The following is a 19,556-nucleotide window of genomic DNA, read 5'->3' on the forward strand; positions in this document are numbered from 1 at the left end:
TGCTCTGCACCTCACTATGCGGATTGTTATGTCACCCTCAGATGCCCCCATAAACTGGAAGCGTAACCTCACGGTTGCGTGGCTTGGCTGTTTTCTTACCGGCGCGGCGTTTAGCCTGGTCATGCCTTTCCTGCCGCTCTACGTTGAGCAGTTGGGCGTGACGGGCCACGGCGCGCTCAACATGTGGTCTGGCCTGGTATTCAGCATCACGTTTCTCTTTTCCGCCATTGCCTCGCCCTTCTGGGGCGGCCTTGCTGACCGCAAGGGACGTAAAATCATGCTGCTGCGTTCGGCACTGGGGATGGCCATTATCATGGCGCTGATGGGCGTGGCGCAGAACGTCTGGCAGTTTCTGATATTGCGCGCATTGCTGGGCTTATTGGGCGGATTTATTCCCAACGCGAACGCCCTGATCGCCACGCAAATGCCTCGCCATAAGAGCGGCTGGGCGCTTGGAACGCTCTCAACCGGTGGCGTGAGCGGTGCTCTGCTGGGACCGCTGGCGGGGGGGTTACTGGCGGATAACTACGGCCTGCGCCCGGTTTTTTTCATCACCGCGAGCGTTTTGTTTCTGTGCTTTATTGTCACCCTGCTCTGCATCCGTGAAAAATTTACGCCCGTCGCTAAAAAAGAGATGCTTCACGCCAGAGACGTGCTGACCTCGCTTAAAAATCCCAGGCTGGTGCTGAGCCTGTTCGTAACGACAATGATCATTCAGGTAGCAACCGGATCGATTGCCCCTATTCTGACGCTGTACGTTCGCGACCTGGCGGGTAATGTTAGCAATATTGCCTTTATCAGCGGGCTAATTGCCTCCGTGCCCGGCGTGGCGGCGCTGCTTAGTGCGCCGCGGCTGGGGAAGCTGGGGGACCGCGTGGGTCCTGAGAAGATCCTGATTTGTGCGCTGGTTATCTCCGTCCTGCTGCTCATCCCCATGTCGATGGTGCACTCTCCGTGGCAGCTGGGCGTGCTTCGCTTTTTGCTGGGCGCCGCCGACGGGGCGTTGCTGCCCGCCGTACAGACCCTGCTGGTCTACAACTCCACGAACCAGATTGCCGGGCGAATCTTTAGCTTTAACCAGTCATTTCGCGATATCGGTAACGTCACCGGGCCGCTTCTCGGCGCGGGTATTTCCGCCAGCTTCGGTTTTCGCGCCGTCTTTATCGTGACGGCTGGCGTGGTGCTGTTCAACGCGATTTATTCGTGGTTCAGTTTATCCCGCGCGTTACGGCCGGTGACGGAATAAGACGAACGCCTGACGGCTTATTTTCGCATTCATACTTGCAGAATCTGATATTCAGCTATTCTTTCCCTGAAACCTTCTGGAAAACAGGGAGACACCAATGACCATGTACGCCACGCTGGAAGAAGCTATTGATGCCGCTCGTGAAGAGTTCCTTGCCGATAATCCCGGTGTTGAGGAAGAAGATGCTGACGTGCAACAACTTAATATCCAAAAATACGTTCTGCAGGATGGGGATATTATGTGGCAGGCCGAATTCTTTGCCGATGAAGGCGAAGAAGGGGAATGTTTGCCGGTCCTGAGCGGTGCAGGTGCGCAGGCCGTCTTTGATGGCGACTATGATGAAATCGAGTTACGCCAGGAATGGCTGGAGGAGAATACGCTGCACGAGTGGGATGAAGGCGAATTTCAGCTCGAGCCACCTTTGGATACGGAAGAAGGTCAAACCGCAGCCGATGAGTGGGACGAGCGTTAATTTACGCTACTCGTACGGGCCGTGGCTGGCATCAATCGGCAGCAACAGCGTGTCGAAAATCAGCGAAAACGGCAGATCGAGCACCGTCAGATAGCGCCATGCGGAATCGCGTACATCCCATTTCACGCCCGGATAGTACTGGTTGCCATGGCCCTGCCCTGGAATGGTGCGGCTGATGATGCTGCCGCAGCCGCTTAGCAGGCATGTCATCATAACGACGATGATTATTTTCATCAGTAACCTCTAAAAAAATACCGGCCTCGCAGCCGGTATTTTATCTGGAGGGTGGCGCTATGCTTACCCACCCTGCTTAACCACTTACTTAGCCTTCAGCGCCAGTGGGTTCAGCTTCAGCTCTTTGTAGTAGTTCACCCACGAAGAATACTTCTCCGGAGCGGACCATACGCGATAGTGAAGCCTTGCCATCGTGACCGGATCGCTCAGCAGCACCAGACGACGGTCGCGATTGAGTTTTTCCGGGGTCTCGTTAAGCGCCTGCTCAACGTGACGATCGCGGGCAATCTCCAGCACCTGGCTTGCGCGGTGGCGCGCAGTGGCCATCGCCGTCGCCAGGGCGTTGAATGACGGGTTAAACACAGCGTGCATAAAGCCATCATCCAGCGTGCGGCTGCGGTTCTGCTCCAGGTAGGTATCGGTATCCACCAGCACCTGCGGCGGGGAATACTCTTCCGGGATCAGGAACAGTTTCCAGCGCTTGGTACGCAGCCCCACCGTTGACCGGCTGGAGATCACAGACACAAACGGCGACAGGATCAGCGAGAAGACAATCGGTGCCAGCCAGAACAGGAAGCGCAGATCCAGCCAGGCCATTCCGGCCGCCCACACCAGCCCCAGCAGCAGCTGAGAACCGTGGCGCATAAAGGCTTCACTCCATGGCGTGGAGTCGTCATCACGCTGCGGTGAGTTCCAGACCACTTCCCAGCCCAGGAACGCACTGACCACAAACACGGTGTGGAACAGCATACGCACCGGCGCCAGCAGCACGGAGAACAGCACTTCCAGCAGCAGAGAAAGGGTCACGCGGAAGAAACCGCCGTACTCTTTCGAGCCTTTGCACCAGATCAGGATGATACTGAGCAGTTTAGGCAGGAACAGCAGCACCATGGTGGAAGCAAACAGCGCAATCGCCAGCTCAGGACGCCACTGCGGCCACACCGGGAACAGCTGGCGCGGTTGCAGGAAGTATTGCGGCTCCGTCAGGGCATGGACGACCTGCAGCGCAGTGGAGAGCGCGAGGAACATAAACCACAGCGGTGCGGAGAGATAAGACATCACGCCCGTCAGGAACACCGCACGGTGAACCGGGTGCATCCCTTTAACGAGGAACAGTCGGAAGTTCATCAGGTTACCGTGACACCAGCGGCGGTCTCGCTTGAGCTCGTCCAGCAGGTTCGGCGGCAGCTCTTCGTACGATCCCGGCAGGTCGTAGGCAATCCAGACGCCCCAGCCAGCACGACGCATCAGCGCCGCTTCCACGAAGTCATGCGACAGAATCGAACCGGCAAACGAACCCTCGCCCGGCAGCGGCGCCAGCGCACAGTGTTCAATGAACGGCTTCACGCGGATAATAGCGTTGTGGCCCCAGTAGTGCGATTCACCCAGCTGCCAGAAGTGCAGACCGGCGGTAAACAGCGGCCCGTAAACACGGGTGGCGAACTGCTGGCAGCGCGCGTACAGGGTGTCCATACCGGACGCTTTTGGCGAAGACTGAATGATGCCCGCGTTCGGGTTGGCTTCCATCAGGCGCACCAGACCGCTCAGGCAGTCACCGCTCATGACGGAGTCAGCATCCAGCACAACCATGTAGCTATACTGGTTACCCCAGCGACGGCAGAAGTCATCGATGTTGCCGCTTTTACGCTTCACGCGACGGCGGCGGCGGCGATAGAAGATCTGCCCTTCGCCCTGCACTTCCGCAATCAACTCCATCCAGGCTTTTTGCTCTGCCACGCAGATATCCGGGTTGTAGCTGTCGCTCAGGATGTAAACGTCGAAATGCTCCGCGTTACCGGTCGCCTTTACGGACTCCCAGGTCGCACGCAGGCCCGCAAATACGCGGTCAACGTCTTCGTTACAGATAGGCATAATCAGCGCGGTACGGTGCTCAGGATTGAGGGGTTCATCCCCGACCGTTGACGCCGAAATGCTGTATTTGTCCCGTCCCATCAGCAGCTGCAGGAAGCCCATCAGCGCGGTCCAGAAACCGGCCGATACCCAGCAGAAGAGAACCGCGAACAGCAGGAGAATGCCGCTTTGCAGAATGTACGGCAGCAGCTGCATGAAGGAGACCCAGAGATCCTGGCCCATCATGTCAGTCGGATTGATAAACGCCCAGCCCTGGTAAGGCAGAATGGTTTTCATGTACCAGGTCGCGACAACCGTCTGCGCCAGCGTCAGAAGCAGCAGGATATAACGGCGGATTGTGCCCACGGTACGCCATTTCTGTTCAGAGGCCTGCTCTTCTTTCGTCAGGCGCGACAGATAGCGCGGCGTGACGTCACGCCCGCGCAGGCGATCCCAGAAGCGGCCAACCGGGTTGGTGCGCCATGGATCGGGGAACATTGAGGAACGCGTCGCCTTCGGCATGGCCTGAAGCTGATCGCGTCCTTCGTCGTCTTTAATCAACTGCCCTTCTGCCAGCGAGTCCGGCCAGGCCTGCTCCAGACGCGCCTTGACTGACCCCAGCGGCGTATCATCATCACGGGAAAACTGACGATGTTCGCCATCCAGCGCGGTATGAACCGCGCGGATGTCGCTCTTAGGCAGCGCCGCTTTTTCGATATCCGTCAGCGGCATGGCATCAATATATTCAGATGTATTATTCATTGGCAGGTAGCTGGTAGCTCCAGGTTTCACTCAGCGGCTGATCTTCACTGACCAGCGCAGCACGCATTTCAGTGGTCTGTTTCGGATCTTTCACTTTCACGCGCAGGGTCAGACGCCAGCCTTTGGTTACCGGGTTGTAACGCACGGTGTTCTCTACGATTTCACCGTTGTCACCGATGCTGGCCTGGGCCGACACCGCAGTATCCGGAGCCAGTTTCTTCATATCCTGGCCGGTGAAGTCCACGACAAACGCCACCGTACCGTCAGGCTGACGGATAAGGTTAGACTGCTTCACGTCACCCGTAGAGCGGCGAGTCTGCGTCACATACGCGTTATCCGGCGCATGCAGCTTATCTTCGTCGCGGCTGAAGGTAATGGTGTACTTGAAGTTCATCTCTTTACCGGCTTCCGGCAGTTGATCCGGCGTCCAGTATGCAACGATGTTGTCGTTGGTTTCGTCGTTGGTTGGAATTTCAACCAGCTCTACCTTGCCTTTACCCCAGTCGCCTTTCGGCGTAACCCAGGCGCTTGGACGCAGGTCATAGCGGTCGTCAAGATCTTCAAAGCGAGAGAACTGACGGCCACGTTGCAGCAGGCCAAAGCCCTGCGGGTTTTCCATCGCAAAGCTGCTGACCGCCAGATGTTTCGGGTTATTCAGCGGACGCCAGATCCACTCACCGTTGCCGGCATGAATAGACAGACCGTTGGAGTCATGCAGTTCCGGGCGGAAGTTGGTGGCTGGTGACGGCTGGTTCGGCCCAAACAGGAACATACTGGTCAGCGGTGCAACGCCCAGTTTGCCCACTTTGTCACGCAGGTAAACCTTAGACTGCACGTCAACGACCGTGTCACGACCCGGCATAATCACAAAGCGATAGGCACCGGTTGCACGCGGAGAGTCGAGCAGCGCATAAATAGTCAGACGTTTGTCCGTTGGTTTTGGACGTTCAATCCAGAACTCACGGAAACGCGGGAACTCTTCACCTGATGGCAGCGCGGTATCAATAGCCAGACCGCGCGCAGAAAGCCCGTACACCTGACCCGCGCCAATCACGCGGAAGTAGCTGGCGCCAAGCATGCTGACGATTTCGTCGTTTTTATCTTTGCTGTTGATCGGGTAAAGGACTTTGAAGCCTGCGAAGCCCAGGTCTTTCACCGTATCTTTGTCGTGTTGCACATTGCCAAAATTGAAGTAATCCGGGCTGTACTTGATCTTGCGTACCGCGGTTGCCGTCACTTCATTGATGGCAACAGGCGTGTCGAAGTACATACCCTGATGATAAAATTCAAGCTTGAACGGGGTTTTAATGTTGTTCCAGTACGCTTTATCGTGGTTGAACTGGATCTGCTGATAGTCCGCATACTTCATGTCGCGGAAAACGGAGGGCAAGTTACTTTTCGGCGCTTCGTAGCTCTTGCCTGCCATCGATTTTGCCTGTTTTGCGACATCGTCGATGTTAAAGGCCAGTGCCGATGAGGTATACAGTGATAACACCACTGCAGCACCCAACCAACGCATTTTCATCATCTGTGGTTTATGTTTCATAATAAGTAAGCACTTCCCCCTTTGTGTGCTTATATCGATCCGATCCATTTTAATGGAAACTCAGGCAATCCGACAACATAATCACTGCTTTGTTCAGCCGCTGGCTCATGGATTAAGCAAATGAAAGAACCCGCTATTCACTTTGCGTGCTTATCCTGGAGACAGTGTGTCGGTCTTGGTGTAGGGTTGGCTTCGAATGTAACCATTATGAGTCTTAGGGATAAGGCGAAAAGTCTGAGAATGCACAACGTTATATGAGCACAACACCGATACAACGGGAATATTTCCTCGACTCGATCCGGGCATGGCTGATGCTATTGGGGATCCCCTTTCATATTTCACTGATTTACTCCAGCCACACGTGGCATGTTAATAGCCAGATGCCCTCCTGGTGGCTGACGCTGTTTAATGACTTTATTCACGCTTTCCGCATGCAGGTGTTTTTTGTCATATCCGGCTATTTTTCGTACATGCTTTTTTTACGCTACCCGCTTAAGCGCTGGTGGAAAGTGCGCGTGGAGCGCGTCGGTATTCCCATGTTAACCGCCATCCCGCTGCTAACGCTGCCGCAGTTCATTATGCTGCAGTACGTTAAAGGCAAGGCGGAAAACTGGCCGAATCTCTCGCTGTACGAAAAGTACAACACACTGGTCTGGGAACTGGTGTCTCACCTCTGGTTCCTGCTGGTTCTGGTGGTGCTGACCACGGTCAGTCTGGTGATTTTCAGCCGCCTGCGCCGCCATCTCAGCACGACGGCCGACTCTTTCTTCACCAACATCACGCTGGGCAAACTGTCGGTGCTCTTCTTACTGCTGGGGATCGCTTATGCCGCGGTGAGACGCTCGCTGTTTATCGTCTATCCACCGATACTGAGCGACGGCCTGTTCAATTTTGTGGTGATGCAGTCGCTGTTCTACATTCCGTTCTTTTTAATCGGCGCACTGGCCTTTATTCATCCGAAGCTTAAAGCGCTGTTTACTACCCCGTCACCGTGGTGCGCGGTAGGTGCTGCCATCGCCTTCGTGGCCTATCTGCTGAACCAGCGATACGGGAGCGGCGATGCCTGGATGTATGAAACGGAAAGCGTGATCACTATGCTGTTGGGCCTGTGGATGGTGAATGTGGTGTTCGCGCTCGGCCACCGTTTGCTGAACTTCAAGTCCAGCCGCGTGACCTACTTCGTCAACGCTTCACTGTTTATCTATCTGGTGCATCATCCTCTGACGCTGTTCTTCGGGGCATATATCACGCCGCATATCGCATCCAACACGCTGGGCTTCTTTACCGGGCTGGTGTTTGTGGTGGGGATTGCCGTCGTACTCTATGAGATCCATCTGCGGATCCCTCTCCTGCGCTTCCTGTTTTCAGGAAAACCACAGCCGAAAGCCGCCTGAGCAGCGCGGCGCACTCCGTGCGCCGCGCTTGCTTCAGCTTTCCAGCTCTTGCCTGCGCTGAGTCAAAAGACGCTGATACAGATGCGTGGTGTCTTCATCGAAGCAGACAAAAATCACCTTCTCTGGCAGCGGCTTGAGCGAAAGATAACGATAGACGGTATCTACGGCGATGGCTGCCGCAGCCGCCTTTGGATAACCATACACGCCAGTGCTGATGGCCGGAAACGCCATCGTTTTGAAGCCGTTGTCGGCGGCAAGCCGTAGACAGTTCCGGTATGCCTCTTCCAGAAGACTCGCTTCATGCCGATCGCCGCCATGCCACACGGGCCCGACAGCATGAATCACCGCTTTGGCGGGAAGGTTGCCCGCAAGCGTAATCACCGCATGTCCCGGAGGGCATTCACCCTGTTGCTGACGCACGATTTTACAGGCTTCCAGTAACTGCGGTCCGGCAGCCCGATGAATAGCGCCGTCTACTCCTCCTCCCCCCATCAGGGAAGGATTGGCCGCATTGACGATGACGTCGACATGGACGGTCGTAATATCGGCATGAATAATTTCAATTTGCGGTTTCATAAAGCCCCTCTGCTGCCCGCCTTTTTTATAAGTGTATCGCAGAGGGGTTATTGAGAAAACGACAGGCCTAAAACCGCGCCCACCAGCGGGCGCGCACGGGTACTAACGGTACTGGATCTGAACAACCGCGAGCGTTTTTTCAGGATTCAGGTACGTCATATTCACTGTCGCCAGGCTGGAAGCCGTCGACTTGCCGTTCAGCGCATCGTCATAGCTGATCGTACGCGTTTGCATACGGTTTTTTTCCGGGCATGACAGCGCAAGCTGCCGCTGTTGCGGTGTGACTTCACAAGGGTCAGCAACGATTGCACCGCGAAAGTGAATAACACCACCTTCTGCAATAGTGGCTGAATAAGCTGGAGCGATAAAAGCAGAAACGAGCAGGCCCAGACCTGAAATAAGATGAGCAAAATAGTGGGTCACGATATGTACTCCTCAATGAAAATCGTCCATGAGGGGCAAACGCGCTTCATTATGCAAACGAAGGCTGACGTTACGGAACCAAACAACGCAGTTCCTGATAACAGCTTAGTTCAACGGCAAATATTCGCAATACATTGATTTCATGAATATTTACAGCGTACCCCCGGCTGGCGACCACTGCTGTGATAAATGAAGCGCTTTTCCATCCGTGACGGTGACTACGATTTTTACCGTGTCTCCCGCAGAAATAGTTAAACTCAACCGCGTTAAATCAATCGCCTGATTAGCGGGGATAAAAAGGGTATTTTGCTGCCGTGAAGCACTTTGCCCACTCTGCCCTTCTTTCAGTGAGAGGATCTGAACCTGACAATCACACGGTTCCGACAAAATGACCTGCGGAATAATGGTTGTCATATTTCCCTGCTGTGACGTTTTAAAAGCGATCTGCCCGGAAAGCGCGACAAGGAGAATGAAGGTATTCATGAGGAACTCCCGAAAAAAAACAGGGCATCGGCCCTGTTTTTTTGTATTCCAGATTTCAGCATCAGTACTGATGCGCTGTCGCGTGGTTACCAAAGCCAATCTGGGTCACGTTGACAGTGGAGTTAGACGCCGTCTGGTCTACGAGCGCACCGTTAAGGCCGCCGTACTGGCTAACATTCATAACGGATTTTTTGCTGTTCCACTGATCGAGTGTCGCACTGTTGCCGAAACCGTTCTGGGTCAGGTTGATTTTACTGTCGTCAGAACCCTGACCGACATCAGCCCCGTTACCACCACCGGTCTGGCTAATATTCAGAACGGAATTTCTGGCATCCGTCTGCAGGGCCAGCGCTGAGTTACCGCCACCGTTCTGGTAAATATTCAGAGTTGAATTTGGACCACTGTATCCGCCATGACCATGACCGTGTCCATGACCCCATCCGCCCTGATTAATCATACCAGCCATAGCACTACCAGAAACTACGATTGCTGCAAGTGCTGCCACTTTGATAAATTTCATGGTAAACCCCCATCGGATTGATTAACGTCGTCGCGAAATAACTAGCGCTGAATAACGCGAATTGCCATCTGCGACTGTTTCTGCACTACAACTGCGGTTTTCTGCGTACCGTACTGCGTAATATTCGCTCTATTACCCGACCCTTTCTGGATAATTTTCGCACTATTACCATATCCATCCTGCGTAATGCCTGCATCGTTCCCGTTACCGCTCTGATCGATCCAGGCAATATTATAAGTCCCTGATTGATCAACTCTCGCTCTGTTGCCTGCCCCATCCTGGGAAATGACGGACAAGAGTTTCGATCCTTCCTGGCGAAGCTGAGCGTCATTAAACACGCCCTGTTGACCAATAATGGCTGCCTGATTTAATGATGAATGACTTAATTCATTAACCGCAAAATTATATTCAGCGTTTGCCAAATCTGAATTCGATGCGGTTACAAATCCAGGCGCACCCAGTAATGTAAACATCAAAAATAACGCTGTGTTTTTCATGTTGTCACCCTGGACCCGGCTACCTGAAAACACCTTGATCGTATTTCGTATTAAACGACTCGTTTTTTGTTAACGCGTCGTTACGGTGAAGAGTATGTCCGCTGAAACATTTTAAATATCTCACCCGCGCGGCTTATTTTTATTTTTCAGCTCACCACAAAGTTGTAATTTGCACCATAAAAGGCATTACTCAGGCCGGTTTTATTTTTTATGAAATATTTATGCGTGGCATGCTGTACAACGGCGAGAAAGCCGCCCATGCCCCTTCCCGCGTTGTTTAAGCGTAACGCCAGGATGACATTTTCTTTAGTGCGTGACACAAGGCGAGTTTTCTTAAGCCAGAAAAAACAGAACGGTATGACTTAGAAAGTATCAGTTACTCATACCTTGACACATACCAAATAAAATAATAAATGCTCTTAAATATCAATTGATTAATAATATTTGTATGATTTTTAAAATCTATGCACAACTATTTACATGTACAACTTTCATATCAAATAACAACATTAAAAATCCTCAATTTACACAAATTAATATTGATTTTTACATCTTGTTACATGATTAACACTTGCTTTAAAACTCGTAAAAGCTAGATTGAAATTAGATGTACGAAATTGGTTTTATATTTACCTCCCTGTGGAGGTTATGTTCTGTTTCTACACACAGCAGTGCAACATCTGTCAGTACTTCTGGTGCCCTCTTCTTTACAGAGAGGGCGGCTGTCAGGTGCCAAAAATAAGTGGGGTTTCATCATGTATAATGAAGTCCATAGTTTACATGGTCATACATTACTGTTGATCACAAAACCTTCTCTGCAAGCGACAGCTTTATTACAACATTTAAAGCAATCTTTATCACTGAACGGGAAATTGCATAATATTCAACGTTCTTTTGATGATATTGCGCCTGGCAGCATCATTCTGTTTGATATGATGGAGGCCGATAAAAAGCTTATCCATTACTGGCAAGATAACTTAAGCAGGAAAAACAATAATATCCGCGTGTTATTATTGAATACGCCTGATGAATATCCTTTCAGAGATATTGAAAGCTGGCCGCATATCAATGGCGTGTTCTACGTCACTGAAGAAGAGGTTCGGGTGGTAGATGGTCTGCAAGGCATATTGCGCGGCGAATGCTATTTCTCGCAAAAGCTGGCCAGCTACCTCATCACGCACTCCGGAAATTACCGCTATAACAGTTCGGAATCAGCGCTGCTCACCCACCGTGAGAAAGAGATCCTGAACAAATTACGCATTGGTGCTTCAAATATTGAAATCGCCCGTTCGTTATTTATCAGCGAAAATACGGTGAAGACGCACCTTTATAATCTTTTCAAGAAGATAGCTGTTAAAAACCGAACTCAGGCTGTTTCATGGGCAAACGATAACCTCAGGCGTTAATGACATGAAGCGCACGTTGAGTTGGATCGCCGCAGCGAGTCTCCTGCTCGCTGCTGGGAACCTGCAGGCCGTTGAGGTCGAAGTTCCCGGATTGTTAACTGACCACACGGTCTCATCGATCGGGCACAGCTTTTACCGGGCCTTCAGCGATAAATGGGACAGTCCCTACACGGGTAATTTAACAATCAACGAGCGGCCCAGTGCACGTTGGGGAAGCTGGATAACCATAACGGCCAATCAGGACGTTATTTATCAAACGTTTTTATTCCCCTCGAAAACAGACTTCGATAAAAACGTAGCCTTAGCACTGGCTCAAACTGAAGACGCTATTAATCGCCTGCAAATAGATAAAGCCCTATTAAGCACCAGCGATTTAGCAAAAGATGAGTTCTAGCGAACCGATATGCGGAGGCTGTCATGCGTATTGCATATGCAGTTGTTTCGATCATGCTTATTGCTCCCCTTAGCTGGGCCGGAAATATGACCTTCCAGTTCCGTAACCCTAACTTTGGCGGCAACCCCAACAACGGTGCCTTTCTGCTGAATCAAGCCCAGGCACAAAACTCTTATAAAGATCCGAGCTATCAGGATTTTACCGTTGATACCCCTTCCGCACTGGATAACTTCACCCAGGCTATCCAGTCGCAGATTTTAGGGGGATTGCTGACCAACATTAATACCGGCAAACCCGGCCGGATGATGACCAACGACTTTATTGTCGACATCGCCAACAGGGACGGACAGCTCCAGTTGAATGTGACCGATCGTAAAACCGGAAAAACCTCCACCATAGAGGTTTCCGGCCTGCAAAATAATTCAACTGACTTTTAAACAATAGCTAAATAAGGACAACGATCATGCAGCGCTTCCTGATATTTGTTGCAGTGTGCTTATTGAGCGGTTGTTTAACTGCTCCACCTAAAGAAGCTGCAAAACCAACATTAATGCCCCGGGCCCAGAGTTATCGTGATTTAACCCATTTGCCTTCACCTACGGGCAAGATATTTGTCTCGGTATACAACATTCAGGATGAAACCGGGCAATTTAAGCCTTACCCGGCAAGTAACTTCTCCACCGCGGTGCCGCAAAGCGCCACCGCCATGCTGGTGACCGCACTGAAGGATTCGCACTGGTTTATACCGCTGGAACGCCAGGGGCTTCAGAACCTGTTAAATGAACGCAAAATCATTCGCGCCGCGCAGGAGAATGGCACCGTCGCGGACAATAACCGGATGCCTCTGCAGTCGCTGGCCGCCGCAAACGTGATGATTGAGGGTTCGATTATCGGTTACGAGAGTAACGTAAAATCGGGCGGCGTTGGGGCGCGCTACTTCGGTATCGGCGCGGATACCCAGTACCAGCTCGACCAAATTGCGGTTAACCTGCGCGTCGTTAACGTCAGTACCGGTGAAGTGCTCTCCTCGGTCAACACCAGCAAAACGATACTGTCTTATGAAGTTCAGGCTGGGGTATTCCGCTTCATCGACTACCAGCGTCTGCTGGAGGGTGAAATTGGCTACACCTCTAACGAACCGGTCATGATGTGTCTGATGTCAGCCATTGAAACCGGCGTGATCTTCTTAATTAACGATGGTATCGATCGCGGGCTGTGGGATCTGCAAAACAAAGCGGACGTGCAGAACCCGATCCTGGTGAAATACCGTGATATGTCGGTGCCTCCGGAATCCTGACAGGCAGCGCATAAAAAAGGCGAGATGATTATCTCGCCTTTTTTTATTCACTCACCGCGGTGATGTTTTGCGTTTTTTCCCGTCGCGCCGCCAGCCAAAGGCCGCTGTTCTTCATGGCGTAGCCAAACAGCAGTCCCAGCGCCAGGGAAGGAACCACCAGCTTCCAGTCCCCCTGCCCGGCGAAGGTCGCGCAGGCCCCCATAAAGGTGCCCGGCACGAACGACAGCAGCAGATGCTTCGCCTGGATGCACATCAGGAAGGCGACAACCCCCGTCATGACGTACCCCAGCATCTCCAGATGCGGCGCCAGCGCGCTGCCCTTCATGATGACCAGCGCCCAGATCACGCCGCTCATCAGCGTGCAGCCTGAGATAAAGAGCCCTTTCAGCCCGCCCTGAGGACAGGCGAAATAGGCCGTGCAGCCCAGGAAGCCAGCCCAGCTTAATAAACCGAGAGACACCGCTACCCATCCCCAAACACCGGAGAGAATGCCTGTCGTGATCGCAATACAAAGTAATATGTTCATGGCGCGCATCTTAGCAGATGCGCGCCATAGAAATGAGATCGAAAGCACAGTACGTGCATGCGGAAATGTATCGTTGCAGAATTTTTGTGATGAAAATCACTCTTCAGCTTCTTCTTCCAGCTCGTCCCACATTGCTGCGATGGCGTCACGCGTCAGCGGGGCCAGCGTTCTCCAGAACGGAGAGGTGGCGTGGGCTTCCACTTTACCCAGAAAGGTTCCGACCCACGGCAGCAGATACGTCTCGAAGAGGATCCCGATGGCTTCATTTTCATCGTCGCCTGCGTTGTCTTCGATCCAGGAGGCTGCCAGCAGCAGCGTACCGATATGATCGGCTGGCGTATCGCTCAGCGGCATCCCGCGTTCGGAGAGAAATGCCCGCACTTCCGCTTCGGTCGCCCCTTCCTGCCAGGCAGAACGATACGGCGACACGCGGCACTCTTCGCCTACGAACAGCGCGTTGTAGTCCGTTGAGATCTGCTGCATATCGCAGCTTTTCTGCAGGCGTTCCAGTAACTCATCCTGTTCCAGCGGCCAGTTCTGCGCCAGCTTACCTTCGCGAATCAGCGTAAACAGCGGAACCAGCAGCGGATCCTGCGGCTGGCGATAATAGAGGGAGCCCAGCACGCGGCAAAGGATGGAGAATTCATTCATTATTTTATTCCGTTATTCAATTAAAGATCGGCAAATTCATCAATCGGCGCCATGCCGCGCGACTCAAGGAAATCGAGCATACGACGCGGCGTGACGTTCAGGATGCGTTCTTCCGGGAAATCCACATCCTGCAATATTTTCAGGCACTCGCTGAAATCCCCCAGCGTGAAGGCCGTGTGCGAATCAGAGCCCAGCGCCACCATGCCACCCGCATCACGCACGGCGGCAGCCACTTCGCGACAGTTGGCTTCACTGCCCTTACGCGAGTGCACGAACGAGGAGTTATTAATCTCCAGCGCCACGCGGTGTTTCGCCGCGGCCTGCGCCACGGCCTGAATATCAATCGGGTACTTCGGGTTGCCCGGGTGGCTAATGATATGCACATTGCCGCTGGCAATGGTGGCAATCATCGCCGCGGTATTGGTCTCTGTATCCTGCGGCGGGAAAACCGGCTCATGGAAACCGGCGAGGATCAGATCTAAGGAGGTCAGCATCGGGCCGGTGCAGTCAATTTCACCGTCGGTGTTTTTGATGTTCGCCTCAATGCCGCGCAGTATCCCGATGCCGTCCACCAGACGCGGCCAGATACGCATATTCACAAAATGCCAGTAGTGCGGCGCATCCGCCATATCCGGGCCGTGATCGGTTATCGCAAAAAGCTTGATGCCTTTAAGCTTCGCCTGAGCGATATAATCATGGAGGTTGCTATACGCGTGGGTACTGGCGACGGTGTGCATATGCAGGTCAACGGGATACATCTTTCTCTCCTCTGCGTTTTTTCCAAAGGATAGCAGTTATCAGCGGCGAATATTAGCAAAAACCCGGCGAACGCCGGGTTTCTCTCAGTAGCCGCGCTGTCTGTCGACCTGCCCGGTAACCGGGTTACCCTTCTCTATTTCACCGATCGTGTGCGAGATATAGGCCACCGCCTCGGCCGGTCGCGTGACGGCGGCCACGTGCGGCGTCATGGCCACGCGCGGATGTCGCCACAGCGGGCTTTCCTCCGGCAGCGGTTCACGGCTGTAAACATCCAGCATGGCGCCTTTAAGCTTCCCGCTGTCCAGCGCCTTCAGCAGATCCGGCTCGACCAGATGCACCCCGCGCGCCAGGTTCATCAGGTAGCTCTGATCGACCAGCTGATTGAGCAAGGCTTCATTGATGATCCCTACCGTTTCCGCCGTATTGGGCAGCAGGTTGATCAGCACGCGCGTGCCGCTCAGGAAGGCCGGAAGCTCATCCGTTCCGGCAAAACTCTCAACGCCCGGATAATCCTTACGGCTGCGGCTCCAGCAGCGCAGCGGGAAGCCCCACGGGGCAAGCGCTTCAGCCACTTTTGAGCCCAGCACGCCGGCGCCGAGGATGCCGATTGTAAAATCTTCGCGACGGTAATCCGGCAGCGGCTCCCAGTGGGCCTGCTGTTTAAAGGCTTGATAATCGTCGAAGCGGCGGAACCAGTGCAGCACCTGGCTGACGGCATATTCCTGCATTTGCTGCCCCATTCCGGTATCTTCCAGGCGGAACAGAGGGATCTCTTCCGGCAGCATTTCAGGGTGTGCCTTCAGTTTGCTCAGAATGGAATCCACGCCGGCCCCGAGTGCAAACACGGCCTTCAGCTTACGGCCCTGAAGCATTTCCACCGGAGGATGCCAGACCAGCGCGTAGTCGGCATGTTCGTTATCGCCCCGCTTCCATTCACGAACGCGAGCGCCCGGCAGCGCCGCAGAAAGTGCTTCAATCCAGTAAGCCGTATCAAAAGTGGGGTGATAGAAGAGTATATCCATAGTCATTCCTGCCTTTTATTGCGCTGATTTAGTTTGCTTTTTAACTGGACGGTCAGCATAGCAAATTTATTGCGCGACTGTGTTGTTGATAAAAAAGACGCTTTCAGCACATTTAAGAATCATGTTGCCTGAAGTTTGTCTAAACGCGCTAAATTACTGAAAAAGTGAGTTGACGGCAGTTCGGCTTTTCCTTACATTAGCGCCCGTCCCGACAACAACGGGATGACAATATGGTGAGGTGTCCGAGTGGCTGAAGGAGCACGCCTGGAAAGTGTGTATACGGCAACGTATCGGGGGTTCGAATCCCCCCCTCACCGCCATATTTGAGATGAGAGCTCGTACGAAAGTACGAGCTTTTTTCTTTTATATTCTCCGTAAGGGGGGGGATGAGAATCCCCGACCGGGGTTCGACAACTGGCGCAGCCAGTTGGACAGATGACGAGCCTGCGAGGAATCTGCCCGAAGGGCGAGCGAAGCGAGTCAATCCCCCCCTCACCGCCATATTTGAGATGAGAGCTCGTACGAAAGTACGGGCTTTTTTCTTTTATATTCTCCATAAGGGGGGGATGAGAATCCCCGACCGGGGTTCGACAACTGGCGCAGCCAGTTGGACAGACTGAGAGCGTAGCGAACAGGCTGCCCGAAGGGCGAGCGAAGCGAGTCAATCCCCCCCGGTGCTATAAGCAGCTCGTTGCGGCCTGAGCCCCTCACCCTAACCCTCTCCCCAAAGGGGCGAGGGAATTGTTTACTGCTCGCATTAGTTTCGGGGGATTCCTCAGCCCGCAAGGCGAGGGGATTGTTACTCCTCCACCATCCGGGCATATTCTTCGGTAAGAAAATCCACCAGCGTTCTGACCGACGGCAGTAAACCACGCCGGGAAGGATAAACAGCGTGAATCACTTCCCGTCTGGGTTCCCATGCGTCCAGCACCCGCACCAGTTCCCCTGATGCCAGCTGATCCTTGACCATCAAAATCGGCAGCTGCACGACCCCTACCCCCGCCATTGCCGCTTCACGCAGCGCCAGCATGTCGGTGGTAATCAAGCGCGGCGTAAAGTGAATCTCCGCTTTTGCCCCGTCCGGCCCGCCCAGTTCCCATTTATGCAGCTGCTTTCCCGCCCCCATGCTCAACCCCGGCCATTCGCTCAGCTCAGAGGGCACGGCAGGGTTGCCCATCTGCTCAATCAGCGCAGGGCTCGCCACCAGGCAGTGCCCCCTGTCTGCCAGCACTCTTAACACCAGATCGCTGTCGTCAAAGGGACGTGGACGAACGCGGATCGCCACGTCAATGCCCTCGCCCACCAGATCGACTCGCCGGTTGGTGGCCTCAAGCTGAAGATTGATCCCCGGATAGCGTGCCATAAACCGTGCCAGCATCGGCCCCACGTGAACGTGCAGCAAGGTTACCGGGCAGGTGATCCTGACCACACCGCGCGGCTCGGCCTGTAAAGCCGCCACCGCCTCTTGCGCAGCTTCGGCCTCCACCATCATCGCTTTACAGTGCTGATAGAAGGTCTGCCCGACTTCGGTCACCGTAAACTGCCGCGTAGTGCGCTGGATCAACCGCACGCCAAGGCGCTCTTCCAGCTGAGCAATCCGGCGGCTCAGTTTCGACTTGGGCTGATCGAGCGCCCGACCCGCCGCCGCAAACCCACCATGGTCCACCACCTTCACAAACCACGCGAAATCATTGAGATCCTGCATACGCCCTCATCGTTCCATTTTCAGAACAGTGAATGTCAATTTCACTATCTACCGGGATATTAACCCTGAATATAAGCTAATTACATCAACAGAACATCAGGAGCTCATCATGAAAAACGTAACAGGCGTTTATACCGCACCTCGTCCGCACTGGGTCGGTGACGGTTTCCCGGTTCGTTCAATGTTTTCTTACCAGACGCACGGCGAGCCGCTGAGCCCGTTCCTGCTGTTGGACTACGCCGGACCGTACACCTTCCCGGCGGACGGCGCGAAACGCGGCGTGGGCGAGCATCCTCATCGCGGCTTTGAAACGGTCACTATCGTCTACTCCGGGGAAGTGGAGCACCGCGACTCAACCGGCAGAGGCGGCGTCATTGGCCCGGGCGACGTGCAGTGGATGACGGCAGGCGCAGGCATCCTGCACGAGGAGTTCCACTCCAGCACCTTCGCGCAGAAAGGTGGCGAGCTGAAAATGATGCAGCTGTGGGTCAACCTGCCGGCGAAAGACAAATTGGCGGCACCGGGCTACCAGAGCATCACCAAAAGCGATATCCCGGTTGTGACGCTACCGGATAACAGCGGCACCCTGCGGGTGATTGCCGGTCGCTACGACGAGGTTACCGGCCCTGCGCACACTTTCTCACCGCTGAACGTCTGGGACATCGCGCTGAACCAGGGAAGCCATCTGACGCTCAATCAGCCCGAAGGCTGGAGCACCGCGCTGGTCGTGCTTGAAGGCAACATAACGGTGAACGGTACAACGCAGGCAGGTGAAGCCCAGCTGGTCGTATTGAGTCAGGAAGGCAACAAGCTGCACCTGGAGGCGAACAGCGATGCCAAAGTGCTGCTGATGGCCGGCGAGCCGCTGAATGAACCCATCGTGGGCTATGGCCCATTTGTGATGAACAGTAAAAGCGAAATCAACGAAGCCATTCGTGATTTCAATTCCGGCCGCTTCGGCCAGATCTGAACGTAATAAAGGAGCGCAATATGTCTACCCCTGCAAACTTCAACGGTGCACGTCCGGTCATTGACGTAAATGATGCCGTCATGCTGCTTATCGACCACCAGAGCGGGCTGTTCCAGACCGTCGGCGACATGCCCATGCCGGAGCTGCGCGCCCGTGCGGCGGCGCTGGCAAAAATTGCTACGCTGGCCAAGATCCCGGTGATCACCACGGCCTCCGTTCCACAGGGACCGAACGGCCCGCTTATCCCGGAGATCCACGCCAACGCGCCTCATGCCCAGTATGTGGCACGCAAAGGTGAGATCAACGCCTGGGATAATCCGGAGTTCGTGGCGGCGGTAAAAGCCACCGGTCGCAAGACGTTAATTATTGCCGGCACGATCACCAGCGTCTGCATGGCCTTCCCGTCCATCAGCGCGGTGGCGGATGGCTATAAAGTGTTTGCGGTGATTGATGCTTCCGGCACCTACAGCAAAATGGCGCAGGAGATCACCCTGGCACGTGTGGTCCAGGCAGGCGTTGTGCCGATGGATACCGCCGCGGTGGCCTCTGAGATCCAGCGTACCTGGAACCGTGAGGACGCGGCTGAATGGGCTGAGGTGTATACCCACATCTTCCCGGCTTACCAGCTGTTGATCGAAAGCTACGGCAAAGCACAGGAAGTGGTTAAAAACAGCGAAGTGCTCGATTCACAGCGTTAATCCCCTGCTCCACGGCGTAAAAACCGTGGAGCTGATTAATGCTTAACCGAACAGGCACTAAAGCTGAAAATCTGCTTGACCGTGTTAGCGCAACTCCCTATAGTAGCGCCCCGTTGCCCCCCAA

The 19,556-nt window shown here is 54.0% G+C and carries 23 protein-coding genes, 1 tRNA gene and 2 other RNA genes; 12 read left to right on the forward strand and 14 right to left on the reverse strand.

Features of this window, described 5'->3' with window-relative positions:
• Nucleotides 1-28 precede the first annotated feature (28 nt).
• Together mdtG and AB8818_RS05915 are read left to right on the forward strand one after the other, a co-directional pair.
• Nucleotides 29-1,246: a multidrug efflux MFS transporter MdtG gene (gene mdtG, locus AB8818_RS05910; protein WP_192981717.1), complete on the forward strand. Its 1,218-nt coding sequence runs from the start codon at nt 29-31 to the stop codon at nt 1,244-1,246.
• Nucleotides 1,247-1,343: 97 nt separating this feature from the next.
• Complete coding sequence (locus AB8818_RS05915; protein WP_028012687.1) at nt 1,344-1,718, forward strand: MysB family protein; 375 nt, start codon at nt 1,344-1,346, stop codon at nt 1,716-1,718.
• Between the two features lie 6 nt (nt 1,719-1,724).
• On the opposite strand, the gene AB8818_RS05920 is transcribed toward AB8818_RS05915, so the two are convergent.
• From AB8818_RS05920 to mdoG, 3 genes are all read right to left on the reverse strand, one after another.
• Nucleotides 1,725-1,952, reverse strand: coding sequence for a YceK/YidQ family lipoprotein (locus tag AB8818_RS05920; RefSeq protein WP_116340712.1), 228 nt, complete (start codon nt 1,950-1,952; stop codon nt 1,725-1,727).
• Between the two features lie 84 nt (nt 1,953-2,036).
• Nucleotides 2,037-4,565 carry a glucans biosynthesis glucosyltransferase MdoH gene (gene mdoH, locus AB8818_RS05925; RefSeq protein WP_116340714.1) on the reverse strand — a complete coding sequence of 843 codons (2,529 nt, stop codon included), beginning with the start codon at nt 4,563-4,565 and terminating at the stop codon, nt 2,037-2,039.
• On the reverse strand, nt 4,558-6,111 hold the full coding sequence (gene mdoG / locus AB8818_RS05930) for a glucans biosynthesis protein MdoG (RefSeq protein ID WP_116340716.1): 1,554 nt from the start codon (nt 6,109-6,111) through the stop codon (nt 4,558-4,560). The genes mdoH and mdoG overlap by 8 nt, the downstream gene beginning before the upstream one ends.
• 254 nt (nt 6,112-6,365) lie before the next feature.
• Here mdoG and mdoC point away from each other — a divergent pair, with 254 nt between their 5' ends.
• A complete protein-coding gene (mdoC, locus tag AB8818_RS05935) occupies nt 6,366-7,505 on the forward strand; it encodes a glucans biosynthesis protein MdoC (RefSeq protein ID WP_192981719.1) in 1,140 nt (379 codons plus the stop codon).
• Nucleotides 7,506-7,538: 33 nt separating this feature from the next.
• Here the strand turns inward: mdoC and ymdB are convergent, their stop codons facing one another.
• The 6 genes from ymdB to AB8818_RS05965 form a co-directional block, all read right to left on the reverse strand.
• Nucleotides 7,539-8,081: an O-acetyl-ADP-ribose deacetylase gene (ymdB, locus tag AB8818_RS05940; protein ID WP_192981721.1), complete on the reverse strand. Its 543-nt coding sequence runs from the start codon at nt 8,079-8,081 to the stop codon at nt 7,539-7,541.
• A 102-nt stretch (nt 8,082-8,183) separates the two neighbouring features.
• Nucleotides 8,184-8,504 (reverse strand): type 1 fimbrial protein, encoded by a 321-nt coding sequence (locus AB8818_RS05945; RefSeq protein ID WP_163328720.1) that lies wholly within the window; start codon nt 8,502-8,504, stop codon nt 8,184-8,186.
• Nucleotides 8,505-8,654: 150 nt separating this feature from the next.
• Nucleotides 8,655-8,987: a curli assembly chaperone CsgC gene (csgC, locus tag AB8818_RS05950; protein ID WP_192981722.1), complete on the reverse strand. Its 333-nt coding sequence runs from the start codon at nt 8,985-8,987 to the stop codon at nt 8,655-8,657.
• A 61-nt stretch (nt 8,988-9,048) separates the two neighbouring features.
• Nucleotides 9,049-9,507, reverse strand: a complete 459-nt coding sequence (gene csgA, locus AB8818_RS05955) for a curli major subunit CsgA (RefSeq protein ID WP_192981723.1) — start codon at nt 9,505-9,507, stop codon at nt 9,049-9,051.
• Between the two features lie 41 nt (nt 9,508-9,548).
• Nucleotides 9,549-10,004, reverse strand: a complete 456-nt coding sequence (csgB, locus tag AB8818_RS05960; RefSeq protein WP_116340726.1) for a curli minor subunit CsgB — start codon at nt 10,002-10,004, stop codon at nt 9,549-9,551.
• Nucleotides 10,005-10,150: 146 nt separating this feature from the next.
• Nucleotides 10,151-10,324 carry a hypothetical protein gene (locus AB8818_RS05965; protein ID WP_163328716.1) on the reverse strand — a complete coding sequence of 58 codons (174 nt, stop codon included), beginning with the start codon at nt 10,322-10,324 and terminating at the stop codon, nt 10,151-10,153.
• 435 nt (nt 10,325-10,759) lie between these two features.
• On the opposite strand from AB8818_RS05965, the gene csgD reads away from it, so the two are divergent.
• The 4 genes from csgD to csgG are packed head-to-tail and all read left to right on the forward strand — an operon-like array spanning nt 10,760 to nt 13,101.
• Nucleotides 10,760-11,410 (forward strand): biofilm master transcriptional regulator CsgD, encoded by a 651-nt coding sequence (csgD, locus tag AB8818_RS05970; protein WP_028012677.1) that lies wholly within the window; start codon nt 10,760-10,762, stop codon nt 11,408-11,410.
• A gap of 4 nt (nt 11,411-11,414) precedes the next feature.
• Complete coding sequence (csgE, locus tag AB8818_RS05975; RefSeq protein ID WP_048998812.1) at nt 11,415-11,804, forward strand: curli production assembly/transport protein CsgE; 390 nt, start codon at nt 11,415-11,417, stop codon at nt 11,802-11,804.
• A 23-nt stretch (nt 11,805-11,827) separates the two neighbouring features.
• Nucleotides 11,828-12,241 (forward strand): curli production assembly/transport protein CsgF, encoded by a 414-nt coding sequence (gene csgF, locus AB8818_RS05980; RefSeq protein ID WP_116340728.1) that lies wholly within the window; start codon nt 11,828-11,830, stop codon nt 12,239-12,241.
• A 26-nt stretch (nt 12,242-12,267) separates the two neighbouring features.
• On the forward strand, nt 12,268-13,101 hold the full coding sequence (gene csgG, locus AB8818_RS05985) for a curli production assembly/transport protein CsgG (RefSeq protein WP_028012674.1): 834 nt from the start codon (nt 12,268-12,270) through the stop codon (nt 13,099-13,101).
• Nucleotides 13,102-13,144: 43 nt separating this feature from the next.
• On the opposite strand, the gene AB8818_RS05990 is transcribed toward csgG, so the two are convergent.
• The 4 genes from AB8818_RS05990 to ghrA form a co-directional block, all read right to left on the reverse strand.
• Complete coding sequence (locus tag AB8818_RS05990; protein ID WP_162874951.1) at nt 13,145-13,627, reverse strand: DUF1097 domain-containing protein; 483 nt, start codon at nt 13,625-13,627, stop codon at nt 13,145-13,147.
• A gap of 96 nt (nt 13,628-13,723) precedes the next feature.
• On the reverse strand, nt 13,724-14,278 hold the full coding sequence (locus tag AB8818_RS05995) for a molecular chaperone (protein WP_116340732.1): 555 nt from the start codon (nt 14,276-14,278) through the stop codon (nt 13,724-13,726).
• A 20-nt stretch (nt 14,279-14,298) separates the two neighbouring features.
• Entirely contained in the window at nt 14,299-15,036 is a 738-nt protein-coding gene (locus tag AB8818_RS06000) for a phosphatase (RefSeq protein WP_192983081.1), read from the reverse strand.
• An 84-nt stretch (nt 15,037-15,120) separates the two neighbouring features.
• A complete protein-coding gene (gene ghrA, locus AB8818_RS06005) occupies nt 15,121-16,059 on the reverse strand; it encodes a glyoxylate/hydroxypyruvate reductase GhrA (RefSeq protein ID WP_116340734.1) in 939 nt (312 codons plus the stop codon).
• A gap of 232 nt (nt 16,060-16,291) precedes the next feature.
• On the opposite strand from ghrA, the gene AB8818_RS06010 reads away from it, so the two are divergent.
• From AB8818_RS06010 to AB8818_RS06020, 3 genes are all read left to right on the forward strand, one after another.
• Nucleotides 16,292-16,379, forward strand: a tRNA-Ser gene (locus AB8818_RS06010).
• A 45-nt stretch (nt 16,380-16,424) separates the two neighbouring features.
• Nucleotides 16,425-16,560: non-coding RNA, RtT sRNA (locus tag AB8818_RS06015), on the forward strand.
• Nucleotides 16,561-16,604: 44 nt separating this feature from the next.
• A non-coding RNA gene (locus AB8818_RS06020) (RtT sRNA) lies at nt 16,605-16,741 on the forward strand.
• A 117-nt stretch (nt 16,742-16,858) separates the two neighbouring features.
• On the opposite strand, the gene AB8818_RS06025 is transcribed toward AB8818_RS06020, so the two are convergent.
• A complete protein-coding gene (locus AB8818_RS06025) occupies nt 16,859-17,764 on the reverse strand; it encodes a LysR family transcriptional regulator (protein ID WP_116340736.1) in 906 nt (301 codons plus the stop codon).
• Nucleotides 17,765-17,873: 109 nt separating this feature from the next.
• On the opposite strand from AB8818_RS06025, the gene AB8818_RS06030 reads away from it, so the two are divergent.
• Together AB8818_RS06030 and AB8818_RS06035 are read left to right on the forward strand one after the other, a co-directional pair.
• The gene (locus tag AB8818_RS06030; RefSeq protein ID WP_192983079.1) at nt 17,874-18,734 is read left to right on the forward strand and encodes a pirin family protein; all 861 of its coding nucleotides are present in this window, start codon (nt 17,874-17,876) and stop codon (nt 18,732-18,734) included.
• Between the two features lie 20 nt (nt 18,735-18,754).
• Nucleotides 18,755-19,432, forward strand: a complete 678-nt coding sequence (locus tag AB8818_RS06035; protein WP_025755865.1) for an isochorismatase family protein — start codon at nt 18,755-18,757, stop codon at nt 19,430-19,432.
• Nucleotides 19,433-19,556: the final 124 nt, after the last annotated feature.

Source organism: Enterobacter sp. KB-280D8 (assembly GCF_041399405.1).
Classification (GTDB): Bacteria; Pseudomonadota; Gammaproteobacteria; order Enterobacterales; family Enterobacteriaceae; genus Enterobacter; species Enterobacter cloacae_N.

What these genes read in the sequence shown, in the direction of transcription:
- AB8818_RS06000 (WP_192983081.1), bottom strand. Translation starts at nt 15,036, where the DNA reads ATGTATCCCGTTGACCTGCATATGCACACCGTCGCCAGTACCCACGCG.
- AB8818_RS06025 (WP_116340736.1), bottom strand. Translation starts at nt 17,764, where the DNA reads ATGCAGGATCTCAATGATTTCGCGTGGTTTGTGAAGGTGGTGGACCAT.
- AB8818_RS05920 (WP_116340712.1), bottom strand. Translation starts at nt 1,952, where the DNA reads ATGAAAATAATCATCGTCGTTATGATGACATGCCTGCTAAGCGGCTGC.
- AB8818_RS06035 (WP_025755865.1), top strand. Translation starts at nt 18,755, where the DNA reads ATGTCTACCCCTGCAAACTTCAACGGTGCACGTCCGGTCATTGACGTA.
- csgB (WP_116340726.1), bottom strand. Translation starts at nt 10,004, where the DNA reads ATGAAAAACACAGCGTTATTTTTGATGTTTACATTACTGGGTGCGCCT.
- mdoH (WP_116340714.1), bottom strand. Translation starts at nt 4,565, where the DNA reads ATGAATAATACATCTGAATATATTGATGCCATGCCGCTGACGGATATC.
- mdoG (WP_116340716.1), bottom strand. Translation starts at nt 6,111, where the DNA reads ATGAAACATAAACCACAGATGATGAAAATGCGTTGGTTGGGTGCTGCA.
- ghrA (WP_116340734.1), bottom strand. Translation starts at nt 16,059, where the DNA reads ATGGATATACTCTTCTATCACCCCACTTTTGATACGGCTTACTGGATT.
- AB8818_RS05995 (WP_116340732.1), bottom strand. Translation starts at nt 14,278, where the DNA reads ATGAATGAATTCTCCATCCTTTGCCGCGTGCTGGGCTCCCTCTATTAT.
- AB8818_RS05915 (WP_028012687.1), top strand. Translation starts at nt 1,344, where the DNA reads ATGACCATGTACGCCACGCTGGAAGAAGCTATTGATGCCGCTCGTGAA.
- csgA (WP_192981723.1), bottom strand. Translation starts at nt 9,507, where the DNA reads ATGAAATTTATCAAAGTGGCAGCACTTGCAGCAATCGTAGTTTCTGGT.
- AB8818_RS05990 (WP_162874951.1), bottom strand. Translation starts at nt 13,627, where the DNA reads ATGAACATATTACTTTGTATTGCGATCACGACAGGCATTCTCTCCGGT.
- csgE (WP_048998812.1), top strand. Translation starts at nt 11,415, where the DNA reads ATGAAGCGCACGTTGAGTTGGATCGCCGCAGCGAGTCTCCTGCTCGCT.
- ymdB (WP_192981721.1), bottom strand. Translation starts at nt 8,081, where the DNA reads ATGAAACCGCAAATTGAAATTATTCATGCCGATATTACGACCGTCCAT.
- csgG (WP_028012674.1), top strand. Translation starts at nt 12,268, where the DNA reads ATGCAGCGCTTCCTGATATTTGTTGCAGTGTGCTTATTGAGCGGTTGT.
- mdoC (WP_192981719.1), top strand. Translation starts at nt 6,366, where the DNA reads ATGAGCACAACACCGATACAACGGGAATATTTCCTCGACTCGATCCGG.
- mdtG (WP_192981717.1), top strand. Translation starts at nt 29, where the DNA reads ATGTCACCCTCAGATGCCCCCATAAACTGGAAGCGTAACCTCACGGTT.
- csgF (WP_116340728.1), top strand. Translation starts at nt 11,828, where the DNA reads ATGCGTATTGCATATGCAGTTGTTTCGATCATGCTTATTGCTCCCCTT.
- csgD (WP_028012677.1), top strand. Translation starts at nt 10,760, where the DNA reads ATGTATAATGAAGTCCATAGTTTACATGGTCATACATTACTGTTGATC.
- AB8818_RS06030 (WP_192983079.1), top strand. Translation starts at nt 17,874, where the DNA reads ATGAAAAACGTAACAGGCGTTTATACCGCACCTCGTCCGCACTGGGTC.
- csgC (WP_192981722.1), bottom strand. Translation starts at nt 8,987, where the DNA reads ATGAATACCTTCATTCTCCTTGTCGCGCTTTCCGGGCAGATCGCTTTT.